Annotated in this window: 20 protein-coding genes; 10 read left to right on the plus strand and 10 right to left on the minus strand. The window is 61.6% G+C overall.

The genetic code is table 11. The features are described from left to right. Positions 1–53: 53 nt before the first annotated feature. From ACQ1W9_RS16605 to ACQ1W9_RS16615, 3 genes are read left to right on the plus strand one after another with little or no spacing between them, the layout of a single operon-like run. On the plus strand, positions 54–1106 hold the full coding sequence (locus ACQ1W9_RS16605) for an ABC transporter ATP-binding protein (RefSeq protein WP_431024347.1): 1053 nt from the start codon (positions 54–56) through the stop codon (positions 1104–1106). Then, positions 1103–2047 (plus strand): carbohydrate ABC transporter permease, encoded by a 945-nt coding sequence (locus tag ACQ1W9_RS16610; protein WP_346062709.1) that lies wholly within the window; start codon positions 1103–1105, stop codon positions 2045–2047. The genes ACQ1W9_RS16605 and ACQ1W9_RS16610 overlap by 4 nt, the downstream gene beginning before the upstream one ends. A gap of 12 nt (positions 2048–2059) precedes the next feature. After that, a complete protein-coding gene (locus ACQ1W9_RS16615; protein WP_346062710.1) occupies positions 2060–2899 on the plus strand; it encodes a carbohydrate ABC transporter permease in 840 nt (279 codons plus the stop codon). A 42-nt stretch (positions 2900–2941) separates the two neighbouring features. On the opposite strand, the gene ACQ1W9_RS16620 is transcribed toward ACQ1W9_RS16615, so the two are convergent. Further along, positions 2942–3157 carry a hypothetical protein gene (locus tag ACQ1W9_RS16620; RefSeq protein ID WP_431024348.1) on the minus strand — a complete coding sequence of 72 codons (216 nt, stop codon included), beginning with the start codon at positions 3155–3157 and terminating at the stop codon, positions 2942–2944. A 104-nt stretch (positions 3158–3261) separates the two neighbouring features. Between ACQ1W9_RS16620 and ACQ1W9_RS16625 the strand changes: the two genes are divergently transcribed. After that, positions 3262–3468, plus strand: a complete 207-nt coding sequence (locus ACQ1W9_RS16625) for a cold-shock protein (protein ID WP_431024349.1) — start codon at positions 3262–3264, stop codon at positions 3466–3468. 254 nt (positions 3469–3722) lie between these two features. On the opposite strand, the gene ACQ1W9_RS16630 is transcribed toward ACQ1W9_RS16625, so the two are convergent. Both ACQ1W9_RS16630 and ACQ1W9_RS16635 read right to left on the minus strand, forming a co-directional pair. Continuing rightward, positions 3723–4367, minus strand: coding sequence for a LysE family translocator (locus ACQ1W9_RS16630; RefSeq protein ID WP_431024350.1), 645 nt, complete (start codon positions 4365–4367; stop codon positions 3723–3725). Positions 4368–4637: 270 nt separating this feature from the next. After that, on the minus strand, positions 4638–5084 hold the full coding sequence (locus tag ACQ1W9_RS16635; RefSeq protein ID WP_431024351.1) for a DUF6789 family protein: 447 nt from the start codon (positions 5082–5084) through the stop codon (positions 4638–4640). Positions 5085–5436: 352 nt separating this feature from the next. Here ACQ1W9_RS16635 and ACQ1W9_RS16640 point away from each other — a divergent pair, with 352 nt between their 5' ends. Next, positions 5437–5907: a hypothetical protein gene (locus ACQ1W9_RS16640; protein WP_431024352.1), complete on the plus strand. Its 471-nt coding sequence runs from the start codon at positions 5437–5439 to the stop codon at positions 5905–5907. Between the two features lie 246 nt (positions 5908–6153). Here ACQ1W9_RS16640 and ACQ1W9_RS16645 read toward each other — a convergent pair whose 3' ends face one another. Then, the gene (locus ACQ1W9_RS16645; RefSeq protein WP_431024353.1) at positions 6154–6705 is read right to left on the minus strand and encodes a cytochrome P460 family protein; all 552 of its coding nucleotides are present in this window, start codon (positions 6703–6705) and stop codon (positions 6154–6156) included. Positions 6706–6828: 123 nt separating this feature from the next. Here ACQ1W9_RS16645 and ACQ1W9_RS16650 point away from each other — a divergent pair, with 123 nt between their 5' ends. Further along, positions 6829–7671 carry a cupin domain-containing protein gene (locus tag ACQ1W9_RS16650; RefSeq protein WP_431024354.1) on the plus strand — a complete coding sequence of 281 codons (843 nt, stop codon included), beginning with the start codon at positions 6829–6831 and terminating at the stop codon, positions 7669–7671. A gap of 182 nt (positions 7672–7853) precedes the next feature. On the opposite strand, the gene ACQ1W9_RS16655 is transcribed toward ACQ1W9_RS16650, so the two are convergent. Beyond that, on the minus strand, positions 7854–8510 hold the full coding sequence (locus ACQ1W9_RS16655) for an MBL fold metallo-hydrolase (protein WP_431024355.1): 657 nt from the start codon (positions 8508–8510) through the stop codon (positions 7854–7856). Between the two features lie 252 nt (positions 8511–8762). On the opposite strand from ACQ1W9_RS16655, the gene ACQ1W9_RS16660 reads away from it, so the two are divergent. After that, complete coding sequence (locus tag ACQ1W9_RS16660) at positions 8763–9992, plus strand: helix-turn-helix domain-containing protein (RefSeq protein WP_431024356.1); 1230 nt, start codon at positions 8763–8765, stop codon at positions 9990–9992. 33 nt (positions 9993–10025) lie between these two features. Continuing rightward, on the plus strand, positions 10026–10661 hold the full coding sequence (locus ACQ1W9_RS16665) for a glutamine cyclotransferase (RefSeq protein ID WP_431024357.1): 636 nt from the start codon (positions 10026–10028) through the stop codon (positions 10659–10661). Positions 10662–10849: 188 nt separating this feature from the next. Here the strand turns inward: ACQ1W9_RS16665 and ACQ1W9_RS16670 are convergent, their stop codons facing one another. Next, complete coding sequence (locus ACQ1W9_RS16670; protein ID WP_431024358.1) at positions 10850–11578, minus strand: NADPH-dependent F420 reductase; 729 nt, start codon at positions 11576–11578, stop codon at positions 10850–10852. An 11-nt stretch (positions 11579–11589) separates the two neighbouring features. Continuing rightward, the gene (locus ACQ1W9_RS16675) at positions 11590–13143 is read right to left on the minus strand and encodes an MFS transporter (protein WP_431024359.1); all 1554 of its coding nucleotides are present in this window, start codon (positions 13141–13143) and stop codon (positions 11590–11592) included. Between the two features lie 173 nt (positions 13144–13316). Between ACQ1W9_RS16675 and ACQ1W9_RS16680 the strand changes: the two genes are divergently transcribed. Together ACQ1W9_RS16680 and ACQ1W9_RS16685 are read left to right on the plus strand one after the other, a co-directional pair. Further along, the gene (locus ACQ1W9_RS16680) at positions 13317–14240 is read left to right on the plus strand and encodes a LysR substrate-binding domain-containing protein (protein ID WP_431024360.1); all 924 of its coding nucleotides are present in this window, start codon (positions 13317–13319) and stop codon (positions 14238–14240) included. A 110-nt stretch (positions 14241–14350) separates the two neighbouring features. After that, a complete protein-coding gene (locus tag ACQ1W9_RS16685) occupies positions 14351–14698 on the plus strand; it encodes a P1 family peptidase (protein WP_431026462.1) in 348 nt (115 codons plus the stop codon). A 91-nt stretch (positions 14699–14789) separates the two neighbouring features. Here ACQ1W9_RS16685 and ACQ1W9_RS16690 read toward each other — a convergent pair whose 3' ends face one another. The 3 genes from ACQ1W9_RS16690 to ACQ1W9_RS16700 form a co-directional block, all read right to left on the minus strand. Next, a complete protein-coding gene (locus ACQ1W9_RS16690) occupies positions 14790–15629 on the minus strand; it encodes a hypothetical protein (protein WP_431024361.1) in 840 nt (279 codons plus the stop codon). A 29-nt stretch (positions 15630–15658) separates the two neighbouring features. Beyond that, positions 15659–17809, minus strand: a complete 2151-nt coding sequence (locus tag ACQ1W9_RS16695) for an NACHT domain-containing protein (RefSeq protein ID WP_431024362.1) — start codon at positions 17807–17809, stop codon at positions 15659–15661. 193 nt (positions 17810–18002) lie between these two features. Beyond that, positions 18003–19379, minus strand: a complete 1377-nt coding sequence (locus ACQ1W9_RS16700) for a hypothetical protein (protein WP_431024363.1) — start codon at positions 19377–19379, stop codon at positions 18003–18005. Between the last annotated feature and the right edge of the window lie 9 nt (positions 19380–19388).

Consider the following 19388-nt stretch of genomic DNA (forward strand, 5'->3'; position numbering starts at 1 on the left):
CCGGTCGGTCCGTTCCCGGGCCGGCCGCGGCATCCCCCTGACGACGAGCACCTATGGCGATTCTGACGACGCGGGCACTGAAGAAACACTACGGTCGCATCATCGCCGTGGACGGGGTCGACATGGAGACCCGCGATGGCGAGCTGCTCGCCGTGCTCGGCCCCTCCGGCTCGGGCAAGACCACCCTGATGCGCCTGGTCGCCGGCCTCGAGGAGCCCAGCGCCGGCGAATTGTTCATCGACGGGCAGTCCATCGTCGGCATCCCCCCGCGCCGCCGCAACATCGCCATGGTGTTCCAGAACTATGCGCTCTACCCCAACATGACGGTGCGCGACAACATCCTCTTCCCGCTGCGCGCGCGCCAGGCGCCGCCGGATGAGCAGCGGCGCCAGCTGGACTGGGTGGCCGGCATTCTCGAGATCAGCGACCTGCTCGACCGCCGCCCCACCCGGCTATCGGGCGGCCAGAGCCAGCGCGTGGCGCTGGCCCGGGCCATGGTCCGAACCCCCGACCTCTTCCTGTTCGACGAGCCGCTGAGCTCGCTGGATGCGCAGATCCGCAGCCAGGCCCGCGGCGAGCTGCGCGAGCTCCACGACCGCACCCGCATCACCACCCTCTACGTGACCCACGACCAGACCGAGGCCCTGGGGCTGGCCGATCGCATCATGGTCATGGAGAAGGGCATCGTCCACCAGATCGGCACGCCCCAGCAGCTCTACTACGACCCCGCCGACACCTTCGTCGCCGGCTTCATCGGCGACCCGCCGATGAACCTGCTGCCTCGCGACGGGCGCCTTATCGGCGTGCGCCCGGAGCACTTCCATCTCGCCGCCGAGGCGTCGGGCGACGAGATCGCCCTGGAGCTCGACATCGAGGTCGAGCACCTCGAGTTCCTCGGGGCGGAATGGCTGATCTACGGTGTGGTGCGCCGCGGTGTCACCGAGCAACCGCGACCGCCGCGGGTCATCGGCCGCCTGCGCCAGGCCGCCGTGCCCTCGCTTGCCACCGGCGAGACCTATCACTTCGTGGTGACCCGCAGCGATGCCTGCTTCTTCGATCCCGAGACGGGCCAGCGGCTCTCGGCAGCCAAGGTGGCGGTGGCATGAACGCCGGGCCCGATGGCGCCCTGGCCCGCCTGGCGCTGGCCCTCGAGCGCCCGCGGGTGCTGGGCGCCCTGATGCTCGCGCCGGCGGTGCTCTATGTGGTGGCCTTCGTGGCCGTGCCCTTCTTTATCGCCATCGCCCTGAGCGTGAGCGATGCCACGGTCGGCGACCCGCGCATCGACACCTTCGTCGGCCTGGACAACTTCATCGCCGTCCTCGGCCAGTCGGGCTTTCGCCTGGCGCTGCGCAACAGCCTGCTGATCACCACCCTCACGGTGCTGATCCTGCTGGTACTGGCGACCACCGCCGTCGAGCTGCTGGCCCGCGACTTCCGCGGCAAGCGGCTGGTTCAGGTGTTGTTCATGATCCCCTGGGCGATGCCGGTGTCGCTGTCGGCGATCACCTGGCTGTGGGTACTGGACTCCCAGTACAGTCCCATCGACTGGGTGCTGGTGCAGATCGGGCTGCTCGGCCCGGGCGGCACCTTCGGCCCCTCCTGGAACCTCTTCTACCTGGGCCGGGAGGGCCTGGCGATCGCCTCGATCGTGCTGGTCGACGTGTGGCGAACCCTGCCGCTGGCGACCATCATCGTGCTGGCCGGGCGCCTGTCGATTCCCCGCGAGCGCCTCGAGCAGGCGCAGCTCGACGGCGCCGGCTTCTTCCGCATCCTGTTCCGCATCATCATCCCGGCGCTGGCCCCGGTGCTGACCGTGGCGATCCTCTTTACCGCCCTGCTGGTGATCGGCGAGATGTCGACCATCGCCCTGCTGACCCGCGGCGGCCCCGGCCACAGCACCCAGATCCTGCCGCTCTGGGCCTATCTCAAGGGCATCAACAGCGGCGACCTGGGCCAGGGCGCGGCCATCGCCCTGTTCCTGTTCCCGGTGCTGCTGGCGGCGGCGATCGTGGCGCTGCGCTTCGCCTATCGCGCGGGCAAGGACTAAGGGGGAAAGACCATGCGAACCGCCGCACGCAAGCCCCTCTTCTACGCCGCCATCACCCTGCTGGTGCTGTTCACCACCCTGCCGGTGCTGTACGCGGTGATCACCATCTTCAAGCGCGAGAGCGAGCTCTACCGCTTCGGCTCCAACCCCTTCATCTACGAAACCTCGCCGACCCTGGACCACCTGATCTACCTGTTCACCGACACGGCCTTCCCCACCTTCGCCGTCAACTCCATCATCATCGGGCTATTGGTGGTGGCCATCACCGTGGCGCTGGCCGTGCCGGCGGCCTACGCCCTGGCGCGGCTGACCGGCCACTGGGGCGAACGCTCCGGCATGGCGATCTTCCTCGTCTACCTGATTCCCCCCACCCTGCTGTTTATCCCGCTGTTCCGCATCGTGGTGGCGCTGGGGCTGGCCAACAGCATCTGGTCGCTGGTACTGGTGCTGCCGACCATCACCATTCCCTTCTGCACCTGGCTGCTGCTGGGGTTCTTCCGTTCGATACCGCCGCAACTGGACGAGGCCGCGCTGCTGGATGGCTGCACCCGCCTCCAGGCATTCTGGAAGGTGGTGCTGCCCCAGGCCCTGCCCGGCATCGGCGCCTGCATCGTCTTCGCCTTCTCGCTATCCCTGTCCAACTACATCTACGCGGTGACCTTCGTCAGCGAATCGGCGGCGCGCAACATCAGCGCCGGGGTGCCCACCGAGCTGATCCGCGGCGACGTCTACTTCTGGCCGTCGCTGATGGCCGCCACCACGGTGGTGGCGATCCCCCTGGGCATCGCCTACGGCCTGCTGTTCGACTACCTGGTGCGCGGCTTCCAGAGCGCCGGCGCCGGTGGGGAGTGATCGCCCCATCCATCGTGAGCGATGAGCGTACCACCGAGGTCATCAGACCATGGGGTAGGTGAACAGCAACAAATGAATGAGGTTGAGCCCCCAATGCACCAGCACCGCCCACACCAGCCGAGCAGCGACCAGGTCCGGGTTGGTACCGACCGACGCCAGGGCATCGATAAAATAAAAACCTAAATCCTTTGACCCACACCACCAAGCATGAGACTGTGGCCGCAGTTGGTTAGCAAGTAAGCATAGTTTCAGAAGCATTCGAATTCTTTCGGCAGCCTGTAATTGTATTCCTTGTTTTACCCGCTACTCATCTGGGTAATACCAGGATTTATTGCAACGCGCTTGGCGCGAGAGGATTTATTATGGCGACTGGTACAGTCAAGTGGTTCAACGATTCGAAGGGTTTTGGCTTTATCGCTCCGGCTGACGGCGGTGACGACGTTTTTGCCCATTTCTCCGAGATTCAGTCCGAAGGCTTCAAAACCCTGGAAGAAGGTCAAAGTGTCTCTTTTGACGTGACTCAGGGCCAGAAAGGCCTCCAGGCTTCGAACATCAAGACACTCGCCTGACCTAAGGGTCTTACGAGTTCTCGAACCCCATGGGTTCGACATCAGGGCCCGCCTCGGCGGGCCCTGATGCGTTTGTTTACCCCCCATTCGGAAACAAGCGCCGCCATTCAATATGAACTGCACCGGCGCCCTCAAAGGCTCGTTTGTAGCAGTGCCCACATCCTTGGGCCTCCCTGCCTCGCGCACAGACCGCTCACGCCTTGGATCAGGGTGAGATACGACACTCCATGCCCCTCACCTCCCCCGCCCCTCCGTCACGCGGCGCGTGAACTCATCGCCAGCTTGACGCCGAGGGCGACGAACAAGGCCCCCAGCCCACGCTCGCACCACAGGCCCAGGCGCGAGCTACCACGCAATGCCGCGGCCAGGCGGGCGCCGGCCAGCACCAGGGGCGGCTCGATGATCGCCGCGACGGCGATGATCAGCAGGCCATGCAGTGCCAGCTGCAGGCTGACCGGCCCGGCACCGGGCACGACGAATTGCGGCAGGAAGGCCAGGAAGAAGATCGCCACCTTGGGGTTGAGCAGCGAGATCAGGATCCCCTGACGATAGATATCGCGCCGGCGGGGCACGGCCGCCGAGGGGGCAATGGCGCCGCCGTCTGCGGAACGCGCCAGCAGGGCCTGAATCCCCAGCCACACCAGGTAGGCCGCGCCGACCCACTTGACGATGGAGAAGGCCAGGGCGGAGGTCGCGAGGATCGCCGACAACCCCAGTGCCGCCATGGCGACATGCCCCACCGCCCCACTCCATACGCCGAACATGGCGGCAAAGCCACCGCGCTTACCGTGGCGCGCCGTCTGACCAAGAATAAAGGCCATATCCGGGCCAGGAGAGAGATTCAGCAGCACCGCTGCCGTGGCGAAGGCCGTCCAGTGTGCCAGGGAATACTCGAACATCGTCCTATCCTGCGGAGGTGAAAGAGGAATCTCATCAGACTATGACTGCCTCGAGGGGAAGTCCATGCTTCCGAGCAGCCAGGGGCAGCACGACTCTCCCTTCGATCCCCTCCGCTCAGGAGACGAGCGGCCGGCGCCGGAACGCGAAGCGCCCGCCGAAGGGCGGGCGCTTCGCGTTCCATGGCGCGGGTGACGTAACCCCGTGTCCTCCGGGGTGCCCCAGTGGCAACGACTCGGGCGACGGCTTCCTCCCACAGAGCTCAGGCGCTCCTAGCACACGCCTCGCAACCGGGCGTACATACTACCGATCACCAGTCCGAACACGACATGCGCCACCAAGGTGGACAGGGGCGCCACCAGCCCGAAGCCCATGCCGAACAGACCGGAGCCTGCCATGGGAAAGACCGTGACCATCACCACCAGCCAGGCGACCACGCCAAACAGCAGGCCGCGCCGCACGTCGCTGCCTCCCGGCAGGTAGGGGATCAGCAGCCCGAAGAGCAGGCCCCAGATGAGGGTCCCCACCGAGAAATGGATGGCCCAGGCCACCAGCCGGATGTCCGGCGTGCCAAGCAGATCCTGCGCGGCCAGGTTCATGATCTCGATAGGGTCGTACCAGGGGATGATGCCCGCCGACAAGCGCAGAACCATGATCATCGAGATGACCAGGGTGGCCACGAAACCGGCCAACATCCCCCTTACCAGGCGACAGCCCATGATGCACCTCCCGGTGCAGCAACTATGCCTTGCAGTATAGGCCGTTCATCCACGGGCCTGGCCATGTCCCGCACGCCCCTGTCTCCATGAGGCGACTCCCGACCACCGTCTTATCAGCGCCCCTCCCGGGGCTTGCCTCCATGGCGTTGCCTCCCGGCGACGCTTTCCTCGGCCGAGGGCGCGCAGCGAGCGCCGAACAGGCATCGAAATTATTAGTAACCAGCTGATTCAAAGACAATAAATAAAGAAACGGCACGGTCTTGGCTAGGAGAAAGACGGGACGACATCCGCTATGACGAGCGACGCCCCGCATCCCATCCGCCCCAGCCGGGGCAAGCGAGAAGGAAACGCCATGAGACTCAGAACATTAGCCGCCGGCCTGACGCTGGCCGTCGCAGGACTCGTTACCTCCTCCGTCCAGGCCGATCTCTCCGTCGGCGCCTCGACGGAGACCCGGGCCGACACTGGCCTGTTGGGCCTCGACACCGGCACGAAAGCGGGCGTGGAAGTCGGCGTTGGTGGGTCCGCCCAGGCCGGCGCCCAGGCCGGCGCCGAAGGCGAGACCTATCAGCGCAGCGAACTCGAGAGCGACGGCCGGGCGGATGCCGGAGTCCGTATCGAGCAGGAGAGTCAGACCGGCCTCGACACGGCCCGGGACTCGGTGAGCCGCGCCGGTAACGAGGCCGCGACCAAGGCTCGCGGGCAGGCCCAATCGGCCCTGGATGGGGCGACCGGCACCCTCGACTCCGCCCAGGAGACCGGTGAGGCGTGGATCGAGGAAGGAGCCGCCGTCGAGGCCGAAGGCTCCGCCGAGGCACACTGACGGCACGCGGTACGACGCTCCCCCCGGCTTCAGCGCCTCGCCGAGTCAGCCGGGGGAAGAAACGCACTCCCCGATCGATGCTACCGCCCGGCCGGGGGCTGTTGGTCGAAAAGTCCGAACCTTGGAAGAGTCAAGCGGCGTTGCCGTGCCCGAGCGACGTCGACTCCTGGCCGTTGCTGATGACGGGCGGGATGTCCGGACCGGGTGGCTGGGTGCTGCTTGCCACCGCCCCCGGTCATCCCTACCTCATCTCAGCGTCGGGTAGCCTTCGACGAACACCCAATCGGTCTGCTGCGCCGGGGTGTGGCAGCCCATGCAGGTGTTTTCAAAGCTCTCGGACACATTCACCTCCGGCTCGTCGGCGGTGAAGAGCGCCCAGCCCCAGTCCTGGCCCCAATGGGGGCCGTCGAAGCGGCCTTGGCCGTCCTTGACCATCACGAACCAGACCCGCGGCTCGGCGGCCCAGAGCGCCGGTCCGGTGGTCTTCTCGGCGGACTCGATACCGCGAATCTCCTTGACGAGGACGGTGCCATCGGCGAACTCACCGCTGTCCCGGTAGGCCTCGGCGGCTTCGGGCTGGGTGTAGACGTCGTGAAAGCCGGCGCCCGGGGCTTCGGCATCATCGACCACCCAGCTCCCCAGATGCACCCAGTTGGACCGGACATCCGTCGGTCGTGAGATGTTGCCCTCGCTATCCACATGATCCCGGAAGGTTGTCGTCGCCAAGTCGGCGGCGAACACCGGGGCGATGGTCAATGTCAGCAGTGCTGCCAGGCCGACAGCATGGGTCGTCGTCATGACCGTGCTCCTCTTTCGTGGTGTGGCCCTGATGTGGTTTCGATCACCTCGCCTTGGTAGTGTAGGACGAGATATGGACGATTGGATTCCATATGTCCTTATGATACGTCCAGGAGTCTCATAGTGGACCGACTCGCCGCCCTGCTCGCCAACTTCCACCTCGCTGCCAGCGTGTTTCATGCCGGAGCCTTGTGCTATGACACCCACCATCCGGCGGAGGCGGGCACCGGCTATGTCCACATCTTGAGCCGGGGCACGGCGTACCTGGCGTTGGCGGACGGTCCAGCACGACGGTTCGATGCACCGGTCCTGGTCCTGCTTACCGCCGCCGACGCGCATCGGTTCGGGCCGGGCCCCCAGGGGGCAGAAACCCTGTGTGGATCGTTCCGTTTCGGTGCCGGCAACAGCGGCCCGATCTATCGCGCCCTGCCGTCGCTGCTGGTGATTCCACTGGACAGGCTGACCAGCATGTCCGGACTGCTGGACATGATGCTGGCCGAGATGCGGGAGGAACGTTGTGGCCGGCAGGCGGCCCTGGACCGGCTGTGTGAACTGCTGGCCATTCAGTTGCTGCGCTACCTGATGGATTCCGGCGAGGTGGATTCCGGGCTGTTGGCGGGCATGGCACACCCCAAGCTGGCCAAGGCACTGATCGCCATGCACGACCGGCCGGCCGCCAACTGGTCCCTGACCACCCTGGCCACCGAGGCCGGCATGTCCCGTGCCCGCTTCGCCAGCGTGTTCCACGGCACCATCGGCCAGCCCCCTGCCGAATACCTGACCCATTACCGACTCAGCCTGGCCAAGGCCATGCTGTGGGATGGCGTGCCGCTGGACGCCATCGCCGGTCGGGTGGGCTACGGCAGCCCCTCGGCCCTGGCCAAGATGTTCCGTCGTCATACCGGCCTCTCGCCGTTGCAATGGCGCAGACACGCTGACGGGAGGGACGGTCCCGCTCTCGCCTGAGCGCTGCGCGCGATCGGCTCATGCGTTCACCCCCTTCATGCCCTCCGGGGTGTAGCGTTCGCCCACCGCCGGCAGGCGTGCGGTCGCCGCTTCGCGCCGCATCCGCACCCTGGCCGACTTCCTGAGCGACCTGGTGATCCGCAATCGTACGCGGCTAAGCGGCTAACACCCGCCGAAACGCCCTACTCCCGACCGGGATCGCGCAGCTCGGCGAGGGCCCGTTCGACCAGCCCGGGCCACTCGCCCGGCGCGAGCGCCTGGAAGCCGCTCTCGCCGCCGAAGGCGCTGGAGAAGACCACATCCGGTTCCAGGGTCTTGAGCAGGCCGAGGCTCTCGATCAGCTCCCGGCGATCCTCGGGCGTGTTGTGGCCGGGGATAAAGCCGGCGCGCCAGACACCCTCCCCACCGCGATAGAGGGTGTCGCCGGTGAACAGGTAGCGCCTGCCGTGGGGCGAGGCGACCAGGAAGCAGGTGCTGCCGGGGCTATGGCCCGGTACGGGTATCGCCTCGATCCCCTCGAGCAGCACCTCGCGCCGCTCGAAGAGCAGCTCCGGCTCGCGTACCCGGGCGAAGTCGGCGCGCTCGGCCCGGTGGCCGCCCAGGGTCGCGCCGAAGCGCTCGTGAATGGCGTTCAGGCTCTCGCCCAGCTCGTCGCGATGGCTCAGGAACTGGTAGGCCACCCCACCCAGTTCCGCCATCCCCTCGAGCTCGTGGCGATGGCCGGTGTTGTAGAAGAGCACGTTGCCCGCCTCCCGCACGAGCAGGTAGGCGTGAGTGGAGAGCCCCGGGAAGGGGTGCTCGACCTCGGTTTCCCAGACGTCGGGCTGTACGCGTCGCATGCTTGCCTCCGGTGATGGCTGCCAGCGTCACCCGGAGCCTAATGCCTCAACCTTACTTGAGGTCAAATCCCCCTTCCTGGAGTCCCCCCGGCCCTGCCACGCCGGCGGCGCCGCCACCGAGCCCAGCCCGAACAGTCCGGCGCTCAGTAGCCTATCCTTGCCTATCGGGAAGCCAATGGAAAAGCCCGGCCATGGGATCCAGTGGCGACCAGGTGAACGAACGTTGGGAGTAACCAGTGTGGCGGGATGGCGATGGACTCGCTGATCACGGCCGCGGCCCGTGCGCTCGCGGCGGGTGATCCCCTCGGCGCCTTGAACCGCGTCGCCTTGCGCGACGATGCGCCGGCGCTCGCGCTGCGCGGCATCGCGATGGCACAGCTCGGCGAGCTCGATCGCGCCAAGGCGCTGCTGCGCAATGCGGCGCGCGCCTTCGGCGCCAAGGAGGCCGTGGCCCGCGCACGGTGTATCGTCGCCGAGGCCGAGATCGCGCTCGTCTCGCGCGACCTCGGCTGGCCCGCGAAGGCGCTCGACACGGCACGGGCGACGCTCGAGGCACATGGCGACCGGGTGAACGCCGCCCAGGCGCGCTACCTCGAGGCGCGGCGCCTGCTGCTGATCGGGCGCCTGGACGAGGCGGAGCAGACGCTCGCCGAACTCGCCGATCTCGACTCTGCGCCTCTCCCGCCCGCCTTGCGCACGGCCCACGCGCTCGTGGTGGCGGGGATCGCGATACGCCGCCTGCACACGATGGCGGCACGCGCCGCGCTCGCCCGGGCAGAGCGTGGCGCACGCCTCGCCGGGATCCCGGCGCTGACGGCGGAGGTCGAAAGCGCCGTTCGCGTGCTGACCACGCCCGCGGCACGCCTGATCGCGCGTGGCGAAGCGCGGCCCCTGCTGCTCGGGGAGGTCGAAGCCTTGCTGGCATCACAGGCCCTCGTCGTCGATGCCTGCCGCCACGTCGTGCGTGACGCCCACACGCGGATCTCGCTCGCCAGCCGCCCGGTGCTGTTCGCGCTCGCCCGCTTGCTGGGCGAGGCCTGGCCGGGAGACGTGCCGAGGGGCACGCTTATCGCGCACGCCTTCCGCACCAAGTTCGCCGATGACTCGCATCGCGCGCGGCTGCGCGTCGAAGTCGGCCGACTGCGCACGGAGCTTGAGGCGCTGGCCGACGTGCGCGCGACGAAGCGAGGCTTCACGCTGGTGCCGCACCGCGCCGACGAGGTCATGGTGCTGGCACGGCCGATCGAGGAGCCGCATGCCGCGCTGCTCGCCCTGCTCGACGACGGCGAGCCGTGGTCGAGCTCGGCCCTGGCGCTGGCGCTGGGCACCAGCCAGCGCACCGTGCAGCGCGCCCTCGACTCGCTGGCGGCGGCAGGCAAGGTGCAGGCGTTGGGTCGCGGGCGAGCGCGGCGCTGGATGACCCCACCCGTGCCGGGATTCACGACAACCTTGTTACTCCCCGGTCCCTTTCCGGGTGCCTAGGATGAAGGCGTACACAACGCTCAGGAGAATTACATGAACCGTTCAACCGCTGAAATCCTCCGCGAATATGGCCCCTTTCCCGGCATCGATGCCGTGCATGGTGTCACCTACGACGGCCGGCAAATCTGGCTTGCCACCGGCGACACCCTGACCGTCCTCGATCCGGCCAGCGGCGAGACGCGGCGTTCGATCGATGTCGCCGCGCATGCCGGCACGGCCTTCGACGGGGAGCACCTGTTCCAGATCGCCGAGGACCGCATCCAGAAGATCGACCCGCAGACCGGCGCCGTGCTCGCCACGATCCCGGCGCCCCCCGGCGGCGGCAACTCCGGACTCGCCTGGGCCGAAGGGTCGCTCTGGGTGGGGCAGTATCGGGACCGCCGGATCCAACAGGTCGATCCCCAGTCAGGAGACATTCTTCGCACCATCGAGTCCAACCGCTTCGTCACCGGAGTCACCTGGGTCGACGGCGAACTCTGGCACGGCACCTGGGAAGAGGACTCGAGCGACTTGCGGCGCATCGATCCACGCACGGGAGCGGTGCTGGAGAGTCTCGAGATGCCGCCCGGCGTGGGCGTATCCGGGCTCGAGTCCGATGGCAGTGATCGCTTCTTCTGCGGTGGCGGGGGCAGCGGAACGGTGAGGGCCGTCCGCCGGCCACGCGGGTAAGGAGGCCTCCGCTGCTACGCGATGGCCCCACCAGGCAAACGCCCCCCTTGAGGGCCATAGAGTACTCCGGCGGGCAGGCCGAGGCCTGGCCGGGACCGGAAGTCATCGCGGGTGATGGCCCGGTTGCCAGGTTCTTCGGCGTGCCCCACACGCTCACGATACAGGGCTCGCCACCGCACCATTACCCGCTACTGCGCAATAGCCTTGCTCCATTGCCGTGGCCGTCGCATCGCACTGGACGTCAACCACGAATGCCCGTCTGATAGCGCCAATGCCCTTCCGGCATGACCGCATCCCGCGTCGTGGCAGCCACGCCTCTGCGCCAGCATGGCCTTGTCCAACGGCACGCAATAGACGGGTCTGCGCCGTTCGAATCGCCAGCCTTCCGCGAGCGGCCCCGCATCCACGGCATCATAGCCAATCTCGTTGAGGAACCCGATGGCGGCCTGCTTGGCCTCTCCGTTGTCGCCCGCAATGGGAAGCGCCCGGCGATCCGCTGCACCGCCAGGCCGGGCATCCGGTACCACGTCCTCCACCAGGATGGAGTTCAACGCCTTGACCACGTGCGACCGCGGCAGATGCCGCGCCAGCAGTTCCGCCGTTGTCAGTTCCCCGTTCTCCAATTCTGGGATGCGCCCGAAGTGGGGAAAATAGTTCTGCGGATTGAGCACGACCTTACCTGCCAGTGATGCCGCCGGAATGGCCCGATAGGCTTGAAGCGGTATGGCCGCGAAGACCACATCCCCGAATGCTGCTGCCTCGCTGATACTGCCAACCTCGCAACCCAGTGCTTCACGCAGACCCAACAGGCTTCGTGGCCCTCTTGAGTTGCTCGCCATGACGCGATGACCTGCCTTGACCGCCAACCAACCCACTGCCTGGGCCATGTGCCCGGCACCGATGATTCCAAGATTCATGGCGTGTTCTCCTATACCTGCAGGGTCCCTGGATCATCGCTACCACGCCGCGCTGTCTTGCCGGGCGAGAAGGTGAGATAGCTGCCCAGAGCCAGCAGAAAAGCACTGGCTGCGCCGTACACCATGACCCAGCCGAACCCAGACACCAGGGCGGCATTGATGGCCTCGCCGGGTGCCGCGATATGGGACAGCAAGGCCGGGTTCTGCTCCAGCACCCGGACATCACCGGCGGCAATCTTTTCCGCGAACAGTCGCAGGCCGGTGCTGTCGGGCACATTCACCCTGTTCCGTAGATACGCCATGATGCCTTCCACCAGGATGAATCCCATCACCGCGATGTTGAAGGCCAGCGAAATCATCCTGGCGCTGGTATCCGCGCCCGACGCCATGCCGGCGCGCTCGGCCGCAACGGATACCGTGATCGTATTGGTGGCGGTCGTATTGGTCAGACCCAGGCCAATGCCGGCCAGCACGCATCCCGGCAGGATCAGCCAGCCCGGCTGTGCGGAGACACTGCCGATCTTCATCAGCAAGAAGCCCAGGCCAAGAATCGATAGCCCCAGGGGAATCACGACGCCGGGCTGATAGCGCAGGGACAAGCGTTCCGCCAGCGGGGGAATGAACAGCGTGGGCAACGTATAGGCCAGCAGGGCCAGGCCCGTCTGCACGCTGTCGTAGCCCAGCCCGACGTGAAAATAGATCGGCAGGTAGATGATGAATGGCCAGAAGCTGAAGTTCTGCCCCATCGAACCGAGCAAGGCCCCGGAAAAGTTGCGCACCCTGAAGACCGAGAACTCGATCATCGGCCGGCGGCTGGTCTGCTCGGCGATGACGAATCCCACCAAGCTCACGACGGCCAGCCCGATGATGCCCAGCGCCGCCGGACTGGTGAATCCGAGGACAGGGCCTTGCGTCACGAACAGCACCAGGCAGAACACGGCGATGGAGAGCGTCACGATTCCGGCAATGTCCAGGCGCGTGGCCTGCGGGTCGCGCGACTCCTCCACGCCGACCTGGCTCAGGAACAACGTGATAACGGCCAGGACCCCGTGGACCAGGAACACCCATTCCCAACTCGCCAGCGCCAGGATGGCACCACCGATGATCGGGCCAAAGCCCAGGCCGGCACCGAACACGATGCCCCACCAGGCGAAGGCCTTGCCGCGCTCGCGTCCGTCCCGGAACTGGTTGGACAGGATGGCGATCTGGCAGATCAGCATCATCGCCGCGCTCAGGCCCTGGAGAAAACGGGCGACGATCAGGATGGAGGCGCTCTCGGTCAGCCCGCAAACAAGGGAGGTGACGCCGAACGCCACGATGCCGATGGTGAAGACGCGCTTGCGGCCGTAACGGTCGGCCAGCGTGCCGACGGCCATCAGGATGGTCGTCATGGCAATGGTATAGGCCGCCATGACCCACTGGAGCTGTCTGAAACTGGCTTGCATGACCTGCTCGATCGTCGACAGGATCGGCGGCACGCTGGAAATTTCCAGTCCCAGCATCAATGCGGACAAACAAACGGCGGCCAGGGCAAACGAGCCCTGAGATGAGGGTGAGGTAGTCATACACAACCTTCTGAAAGACCTGGATAAGCAGCACCGCTGGGGGCCACCGGGAAACCCGCTGCCGCACGGCGATACCGGCGCGCACGGCACGTTCAGAAGGGATGCTAGGAAAGACTCATCTATTCGACAATGATATGGTTGAACATATCAGAGACAACAAATTCGGATAAAGCATGGGCAGACTGACGTTGGACGTGGAAGCGGTGCAGGCGTTCGTCACCATCGCCGACTTCCAGAGCTTCACCAAAGCGGCGGAAGCCCTGGGCACGACACAGGGCGCCATCAGCGTGAAGTTGAAGCGCCTGGAAGAACGGCTGGGCTGCAAGCTGATCGAGCGCACGCCCAGGCTGGTCCGTCTGTCCGCCCAGGGGGCCGTCTTCCTCAATGCCGCACGCGACTTCATTGCCGCGCACGAACGCGCTCTGGTCGCACTGTCCTGCGAATGTCGACGCTTCCGGCTCGGTATCGCGGAGCATGTGGCAGGACCAGAAATCCCGACCCTGCTGGCACGCCTGAACGAGCGCGATCCGGCGTTGACCATCGAAGTGCGCCTGGAAAACTCCCGCAGCCTGCTCGACGCCTTCGACAACGGCGAACTGGACGCGGTGATCGTGCGCCAGGAAGACGACCACCGGGATGGCGAAGACCTTGGGCCGGAGCATTTCGGCTGGTTCGCCGCGCCGGGGTTCAGCCAACGGCCCGGCGAACCGCTGCGGCTGGCGGCCCTGGCCCCCTGCTGTGGCGTGCGCGACATTGCCACGCGCGCCCTGGGTGGCGCGGGTATCCAATGGAGCGAAGTCTTCGTGGGCGGCGGTCATGCGGCCGTCATGGCAGCGGTCTCGGCGGGGTTAGCGGTCGCCGCCTTCTCCTGCCGCCTCGCGCCACCTGACACCATCGCAGTGGGTCAGCGATTGGGACTGCCTGAGCTGCCTTCGTCCCGGATCATGCTGCACTCGACCTTATCGGATCGGCGCTCCCGCGAAGCCTTGCAGACGTTGGCAGCGGCATATCGGGAGCATCGTGCGCCGAAGCATGCCAGTCAGGAGGCTGACCGGAAGGGTATTGATCGCGAACTCGGTCCGTCGCTCGGGGAATGAAGGCAAAAGTGATCGCCTTGGCCCTGGCAGAACCTCACCAGACGGCAATCCGCTGCACTGAGTGAAGCGACGAGCATCGCCTCCCCGGGCTCGACAACGAACGGGGCTCGATCATCGCGGAGCTGGCCACCGACGCCCCCATGATGCCCCACCAGCTCAGGTGCCTGGCCAAGCGCGCCGGCATCGGCCGCGGTGGCACTCCCGGCGGCAACAACTCCGGCGATATCTTCCTCGCCTTCAGCACCGCCAACCCGCGCCCGCTGCCGCAGCTCGCCGCCGAGGACGCCCCGATCCAGCGCCCCCGGGGCGGCATCTGCAAGGCGATCTGCCCCGACCCCCTGGTCGAGCTGGTCACGGGACAGCGCCGCCGGCAACACAGCTGGCAAGATAGCGGAGGAGATAGGAGACGGCTACAAGCCAGAGGAGATGGCCCCACCAGGCGGCCCCGGCCGATTTAGGGCCGCCTATATGAGGTGTGAGGTGTGATGGTATTTACCTTACAATCCTAACCCCTAGAGAAGATCATTAAAAAAACCACTTATGTAAAAATCACCCGCCCATTTCCTCAATCATGACATGAGGAGTGAGATCATAAATCCTAGCATCTTTGACGAGATGAATGTTTGAAAAATATATAATATTGTTTAGTGTCAATGGGTAGAAAAATTCTTTCTCACTCATAAGAGAAACAAGCTCAGAACGATCCAGCCTATAGAACTTCTTTGCAACCTCTCGGTCTTCTAATACATCAACAATCCCCTCATCAATAGAATCATCTAGAATCCTCAACCTTAGTTTTTGACGTAGCATTGCAGACCAATCACCACTCTTATAATGATTATATGCCAAATCATCAAAAATCTTAATCATAGTCCACTCACTGGTCTCCAGTGATGCATAAACCCCATTGAGCTTTCTACTCTGATAATCAAAACCCTCCCAATCCGACTTGCACTTGTACCTCAAATCATGTTCAACCTCGTGCCATCCTTCAGAGAATATCGTTCTAATTTGAAGCTCAAAAGTAGAATCAAGGAAGTCTTCATGCCCATTGATATTAAGCACTTCAACAAGATTGCCGGGCAGTGAATAAACTATATTATATCTAACAGCTTTAAACTCGTCGCTTTTATACTCATCTATGCTCACGTCACTTGATCGCTCATCATAAATCGAGGATATTATAGACCTAACCGTATCGACATCATCATTAAAATATAATATTATCCTGATACCAATGAGATCCTGGAGCTTCTTATCTTTCCCATAACGGAAATCTCTAGACAACTTACTATCGATAGAGTGCCGGCTTTTTGCTCTAGAGAAAATTCTATACATTATCCCTATCGAATCAAGCTGGGATGAAATACGAGAGGAAACTTCATTCATAACGGCCTCCGGATTAACGCCTCTCACAATCACCCCCTCCCCAACATCGCTTTTATTTCACTAATCTTTGACTTATTTATTGCTACGAAATTATTGTCTTTAGCATCCTCAAGAAACCCATCTTTTTTCAGTTTTTTTATTCCTCTTACTATATCTTTTCTTGAGAACTCATCGGTATTAAACAATGTCTTTGTGAAAAAATGAATTCTTTCTATAGATTGACTTCCGACAGGCCATATCTTAGAGAATATATATATAGAAACATCATCTTTTTCGCTTACCTCGTCTTCAGAGTCATTGCTAGAGAGTTCCTCAAGCTTATCAACCATATCATTGTTGTCACGGCAATTGTAGAAACTCACCTCGTCACTTAATCCAGCCTCATTAGAGAAAGAGCAATCCCAAAAGTCACAACTCAAAAAGGTGACATCATGAAAATTTTTAAAATTAAAGAAAACCCCTTTAAACACACAACCATTAAAAACACTACCACTTATACAGCTTTCCATGAAAAATGGTACGGCACCAAAGTGGACTGATGATATCTCACACTCATTGTAATCTTCATCACCCACCTGTTCCATCAAGAGACTTTCAAACTTCATCCTTGAGGAAGGGTCAAGAAACCCCCTCATGAACTCCAACTTTTCCCATAACAATTCCCTATCATTACCATCCCTTGCAACATAAGAAAAAACAGCGGGCTCTACAAACCTTTCGTCATTAGCAAGCCAATCCTCCTTAGACCTTACAACACCTTCTGAGATATAATTACCAAACACAAATTCGTTAACAAACTCAATGTTATTATCCCCTTGGCTACTGCGGTCAAAAAAAGCATGGTTAGAAAGCGTTGTAGCCAACTTATCTATGGTTGGCCTATCCTTGGGAGAGTACAGCGATCTTACATTACTCAACAGATTACCGCCCTTGTCTTTTATGACACTTATAATTTTTTCCCTTGAATCAGAGGTATAATCATTGTCACACATATCTCCTGCGACTAAGCTCAGCAATTCTGTCTGCTCATCCGGATTCATCCTTAACTCTTGACGGTCCATCTCACGCTCAAGCATGGATGTAAAATACTGCTCCACGATCAATGATGGGCGTTCACAAAGTTCTAGAAAATACTCGTCTCCAACAAACCTTAGAAAGCTTAGTATAATAGGATTGGAAAGCTTCTCTACATTAATGCCCACCTCTTCTAATCTCTGAAGCCTTTCCACTGGAATCCAGTCTTTAACTTCTGGCCTTTCAATCCTATACCTATTTATTGAAAACCTATCATCATATCTTCTCACCCACTCGTTAAACATCTCCCCGTCGAATATAGCTGACCTTCTAGAGGTGAGAACCACCTTTGCATTCTTTGTCAAAAGCTCACTGATCGTCTCTAGCATCGGCTCAGCATTATCGAAACTAGCACTTGATTCTATATTTGAACTTTTATCATGAAGAAGCTCATCAAAACCATCAAGGACTACTGCAACACGCCCTTCCTTCACCTCCTCAATAACCACATTAGAGTTGACTGAACTGAAAGATCTATCAACCTCCCTGATAAAGATGTGACTAAACACCCTAGCCTGTCTATCTCTAGAAAATTCAGTGAAAAATGGTATCGGTCTTCCACCATCACCACTTGCCAAAGTATTTATTATCTCATAGGAAGTGCAGGTTTTCCCAAACCCTGCCGGAGCTTCGATGATTATTAGCTGAGGTCCAGAATCACATAACGAATCACATATATCTCTAACAATGTCTCCTTCTATAAGGTTATTGTTTTTCCTAAACGGAGCCTTTATATAGCTATAGCGCTCAGCCTCTTTTGGCAAGACGCTCAAGACCTTTCTACAGTAGGCCTTATATTCATTCTTAATCTTCCCCTTCCACTCTTCAGTATTGAAAAACCCATCAAATAGACTTTTTTCAACCTCTTCAAATGATTTATAGAATGTCTTTTTTGTTGAAAAACCCAGCTTCTCTAGATCTCGATAAGCAGGCTCCATCTCTTCTTCAATCTCACGCTTCCTTTCACTCTCTAAAGACACAAGCTCTGCATTATGGAAAAAACCCGACTTAAACGTAAACGCCAAATACTCACCATTTGACGCCGAGCTCCTATACTCAAACCCATACCTTCTAAAGAGCCTTATTAAGTTATCTCTCTCTTTCATGCAAAGCCTCATAAAAACTCGAAAAACCAAACAAAATCATGGGATTATCTAGTCTAGAAAACTAACTAATGAATTTTCAAACCCTAAGAGCAGACAAAAGTATTTCTTACACTCCTCATCAAAGGCCTTTTCTACCATAGTTGCAAGCTCAGGGCGATGAGCTACGCGTAAAGCAGTCTTTACAAAACTCGCTCTACTCAGCCGCATCCCACCCTGCCGTATCATCTTGTCCTCCCTCCGTATTTTCCTGCTCGTTATCGAGTTTTTCCTCAACCGGATCTCGTCGATGCAGTTTGGGCGGCGGTGCCACCCAGGCGCGAAGACGCTGGCCTACCTGTTCGTAGAAGTGCGGGACCGCCTTCTCCAGTTCCTCGATAAAGACCTTGCTGCCGGAAAAGCGGTGGGCCAAATCGGCCATATAGAAGACCTCGAAGGCGCTGGGCACCACGGCGGTGGCCGGTGAATCCAGCGCCGCGGCGTCTTCGAGGACCTGGGCCAGGGGCGCCTGGGTCTCCTCGGCCCTGCCGGGGCGAACCGCCTTGACGAACATGCTCTCGGGCTCCGCCTTGGTGAGCTGCCGCGCCAACCAGTTGACCCGCGCGGTGCTGCGTTTCTTGTCCTGGGGTGCCGCCAGGCGCATCGCGCAGACGATGGTGCGCTTGGTAAGGTCGGCGGTGACCTCCAGATCGGCGGCGGCATCCGGCACTTCCAGACAACAGCTCAATACCTTGTCCTTGGCCAGGACTTCGCAGTCGTCCTTGAGGCGCTTCACCGGATCGGTGCGGTGGGCGCGGGCCAGCTTGAGCTTGACGGGCCGGCCCAGCTTGCGGCTCATCACCAGACAGAGATCGCGCTGCTCCTGATGCCAACTGGAGACGGTGTTCTCGACCTCTTCGGTGCCCTTGCCCAACACGGCACCGCTCTTGACCTTGCCGACCAGGTCCTTCCATTCACGATTCATGCTGTCGAAGCGGGAGATGCCGCTGGAGTCATGGCCGAGGTAGCGCAACACTTCTTCCAGCAGGAAGCGCTGATCCGGCGAGTTGATTTCGCCGGACTCCAGCAGCAGCGTTGCCTGGGTCACCGCATACATCCATGACCAGTGGAAGAGTTCGACGCCCTTGAGCAGGGTCTTCGGCACCTTCACCGGATGGTGGGAAGGCATGGCCACGAATTGATTGGTGATGGTGAGTACCGCATCCACCTTGTGTTTCTTGGCCTGCTGGAGGTAATGCTTGAGCTGCTCCTCGCCAATTTCGGCATGTCCGATCTTCGCCTCGATCAGGGCCGACCAGCGCTTGCGCCCCGTTTCCAGCACGATCAGGCCATCGGGACGGTCACTCTTGGCGGCATCGGCATCGGCCTCCAATGCCACCTCCGTCCAGGCCTCCAGGGTGGCACGACTGCCGATCCGCAGCCCCAGCGAGCCCAGCATCAGCTGTCGAAACTCCTGCACGCCTCGCAAGGCGGCCAGCAGGATCGAGGCCGCCCGCTGTTCCCGGTTGGTATCGGCCGTCACCGGAATCAGCCGGGCCACCTCGGCGCGTTTCACGAAATCGGGGCGTTCCATCCTCACTCT

The sequence above is a fragment of the Halomonas sp. H5 genome (genome assembly GCF_050613175.1).
GTDB classification, from domain to species: domain Bacteria; phylum Pseudomonadota; class Gammaproteobacteria; order Pseudomonadales; family Halomonadaceae; genus Bisbaumannia; species Bisbaumannia salifodinae.

Excerpts from the sequence above, each read along its gene's own strand:
- ACQ1W9_RS16605 (WP_431024347.1), top strand. The coding sequence starts at position 54 with ATGGCGATTCTGACGACGCGGGCACTGAAGAAACACTACGGTCGCATC.
- ACQ1W9_RS16690 (WP_431024361.1), bottom strand. The coding sequence starts at position 15,629 with ATGAATGAAGTTTCCTCTCGTATTTCATCCCAGCTTGATTCGATAGGG.
- ACQ1W9_RS16680 (WP_431024360.1), top strand. The coding sequence starts at position 13,317 with ATGGGCAGACTGACGTTGGACGTGGAAGCGGTGCAGGCGTTCGTCACC.
- ACQ1W9_RS16635 (WP_431024351.1), bottom strand. The coding sequence starts at position 5,084 with ATGGGCTGTCGCCTGGTAAGGGGGATGTTGGCCGGTTTCGTGGCCACC.
- ACQ1W9_RS16615 (WP_346062710.1), top strand. The coding sequence starts at position 2,060 with ATGCGAACCGCCGCACGCAAGCCCCTCTTCTACGCCGCCATCACCCTG.
- ACQ1W9_RS16625 (WP_431024349.1), top strand. The coding sequence starts at position 3,262 with ATGGCGACTGGTACAGTCAAGTGGTTCAACGATTCGAAGGGTTTTGGC.
- ACQ1W9_RS16655 (WP_431024355.1), bottom strand. The coding sequence starts at position 8,510 with ATGCGACGCGTACAGCCCGACGTCTGGGAAACCGAGGTCGAGCACCCC.
- ACQ1W9_RS16640 (WP_431024352.1), top strand. The coding sequence starts at position 5,437 with ATGAGACTCAGAACATTAGCCGCCGGCCTGACGCTGGCCGTCGCAGGA.
- ACQ1W9_RS16695 (WP_431024362.1), bottom strand. The coding sequence starts at position 17,809 with ATGAAAGAGAGAGATAACTTAATAAGGCTCTTTAGAAGGTATGGGTTT.
- ACQ1W9_RS16660 (WP_431024356.1), top strand. The coding sequence starts at position 8,763 with ATGGACTCGCTGATCACGGCCGCGGCCCGTGCGCTCGCGGCGGGTGAT.
- ACQ1W9_RS16665 (WP_431024357.1), top strand. The coding sequence starts at position 10,026 with ATGAACCGTTCAACCGCTGAAATCCTCCGCGAATATGGCCCCTTTCCC.
- ACQ1W9_RS16670 (WP_431024358.1), bottom strand. The coding sequence starts at position 11,578 with ATGAATCTTGGAATCATCGGTGCCGGGCACATGGCCCAGGCAGTGGGT.
- ACQ1W9_RS16700 (WP_431024363.1), bottom strand. The coding sequence starts at position 19,379 with ATGGAACGCCCCGATTTCGTGAAACGCGCCGAGGTGGCCCGGCTGATT.
- ACQ1W9_RS16610 (WP_346062709.1), top strand. The coding sequence starts at position 1,103 with ATGAACGCCGGGCCCGATGGCGCCCTGGCCCGCCTGGCGCTGGCCCTC.
- ACQ1W9_RS16630 (WP_431024350.1), bottom strand. The coding sequence starts at position 4,367 with ATGTTCGAGTATTCCCTGGCACACTGGACGGCCTTCGCCACGGCAGCG.
- ACQ1W9_RS16645 (WP_431024353.1), bottom strand. The coding sequence starts at position 6,705 with ATGACGACGACCCATGCTGTCGGCCTGGCAGCACTGCTGACATTGACC.
- ACQ1W9_RS16620 (WP_431024348.1), bottom strand. The coding sequence starts at position 3,157 with ATGCTTCTGAAACTATGCTTACTTGCTAACCAACTGCGGCCACAGTCT.
- ACQ1W9_RS16675 (WP_431024359.1), bottom strand. The coding sequence starts at position 13,143 with ATGACTACCTCACCCTCATCTCAGGGCTCGTTTGCCCTGGCCGCCGTT.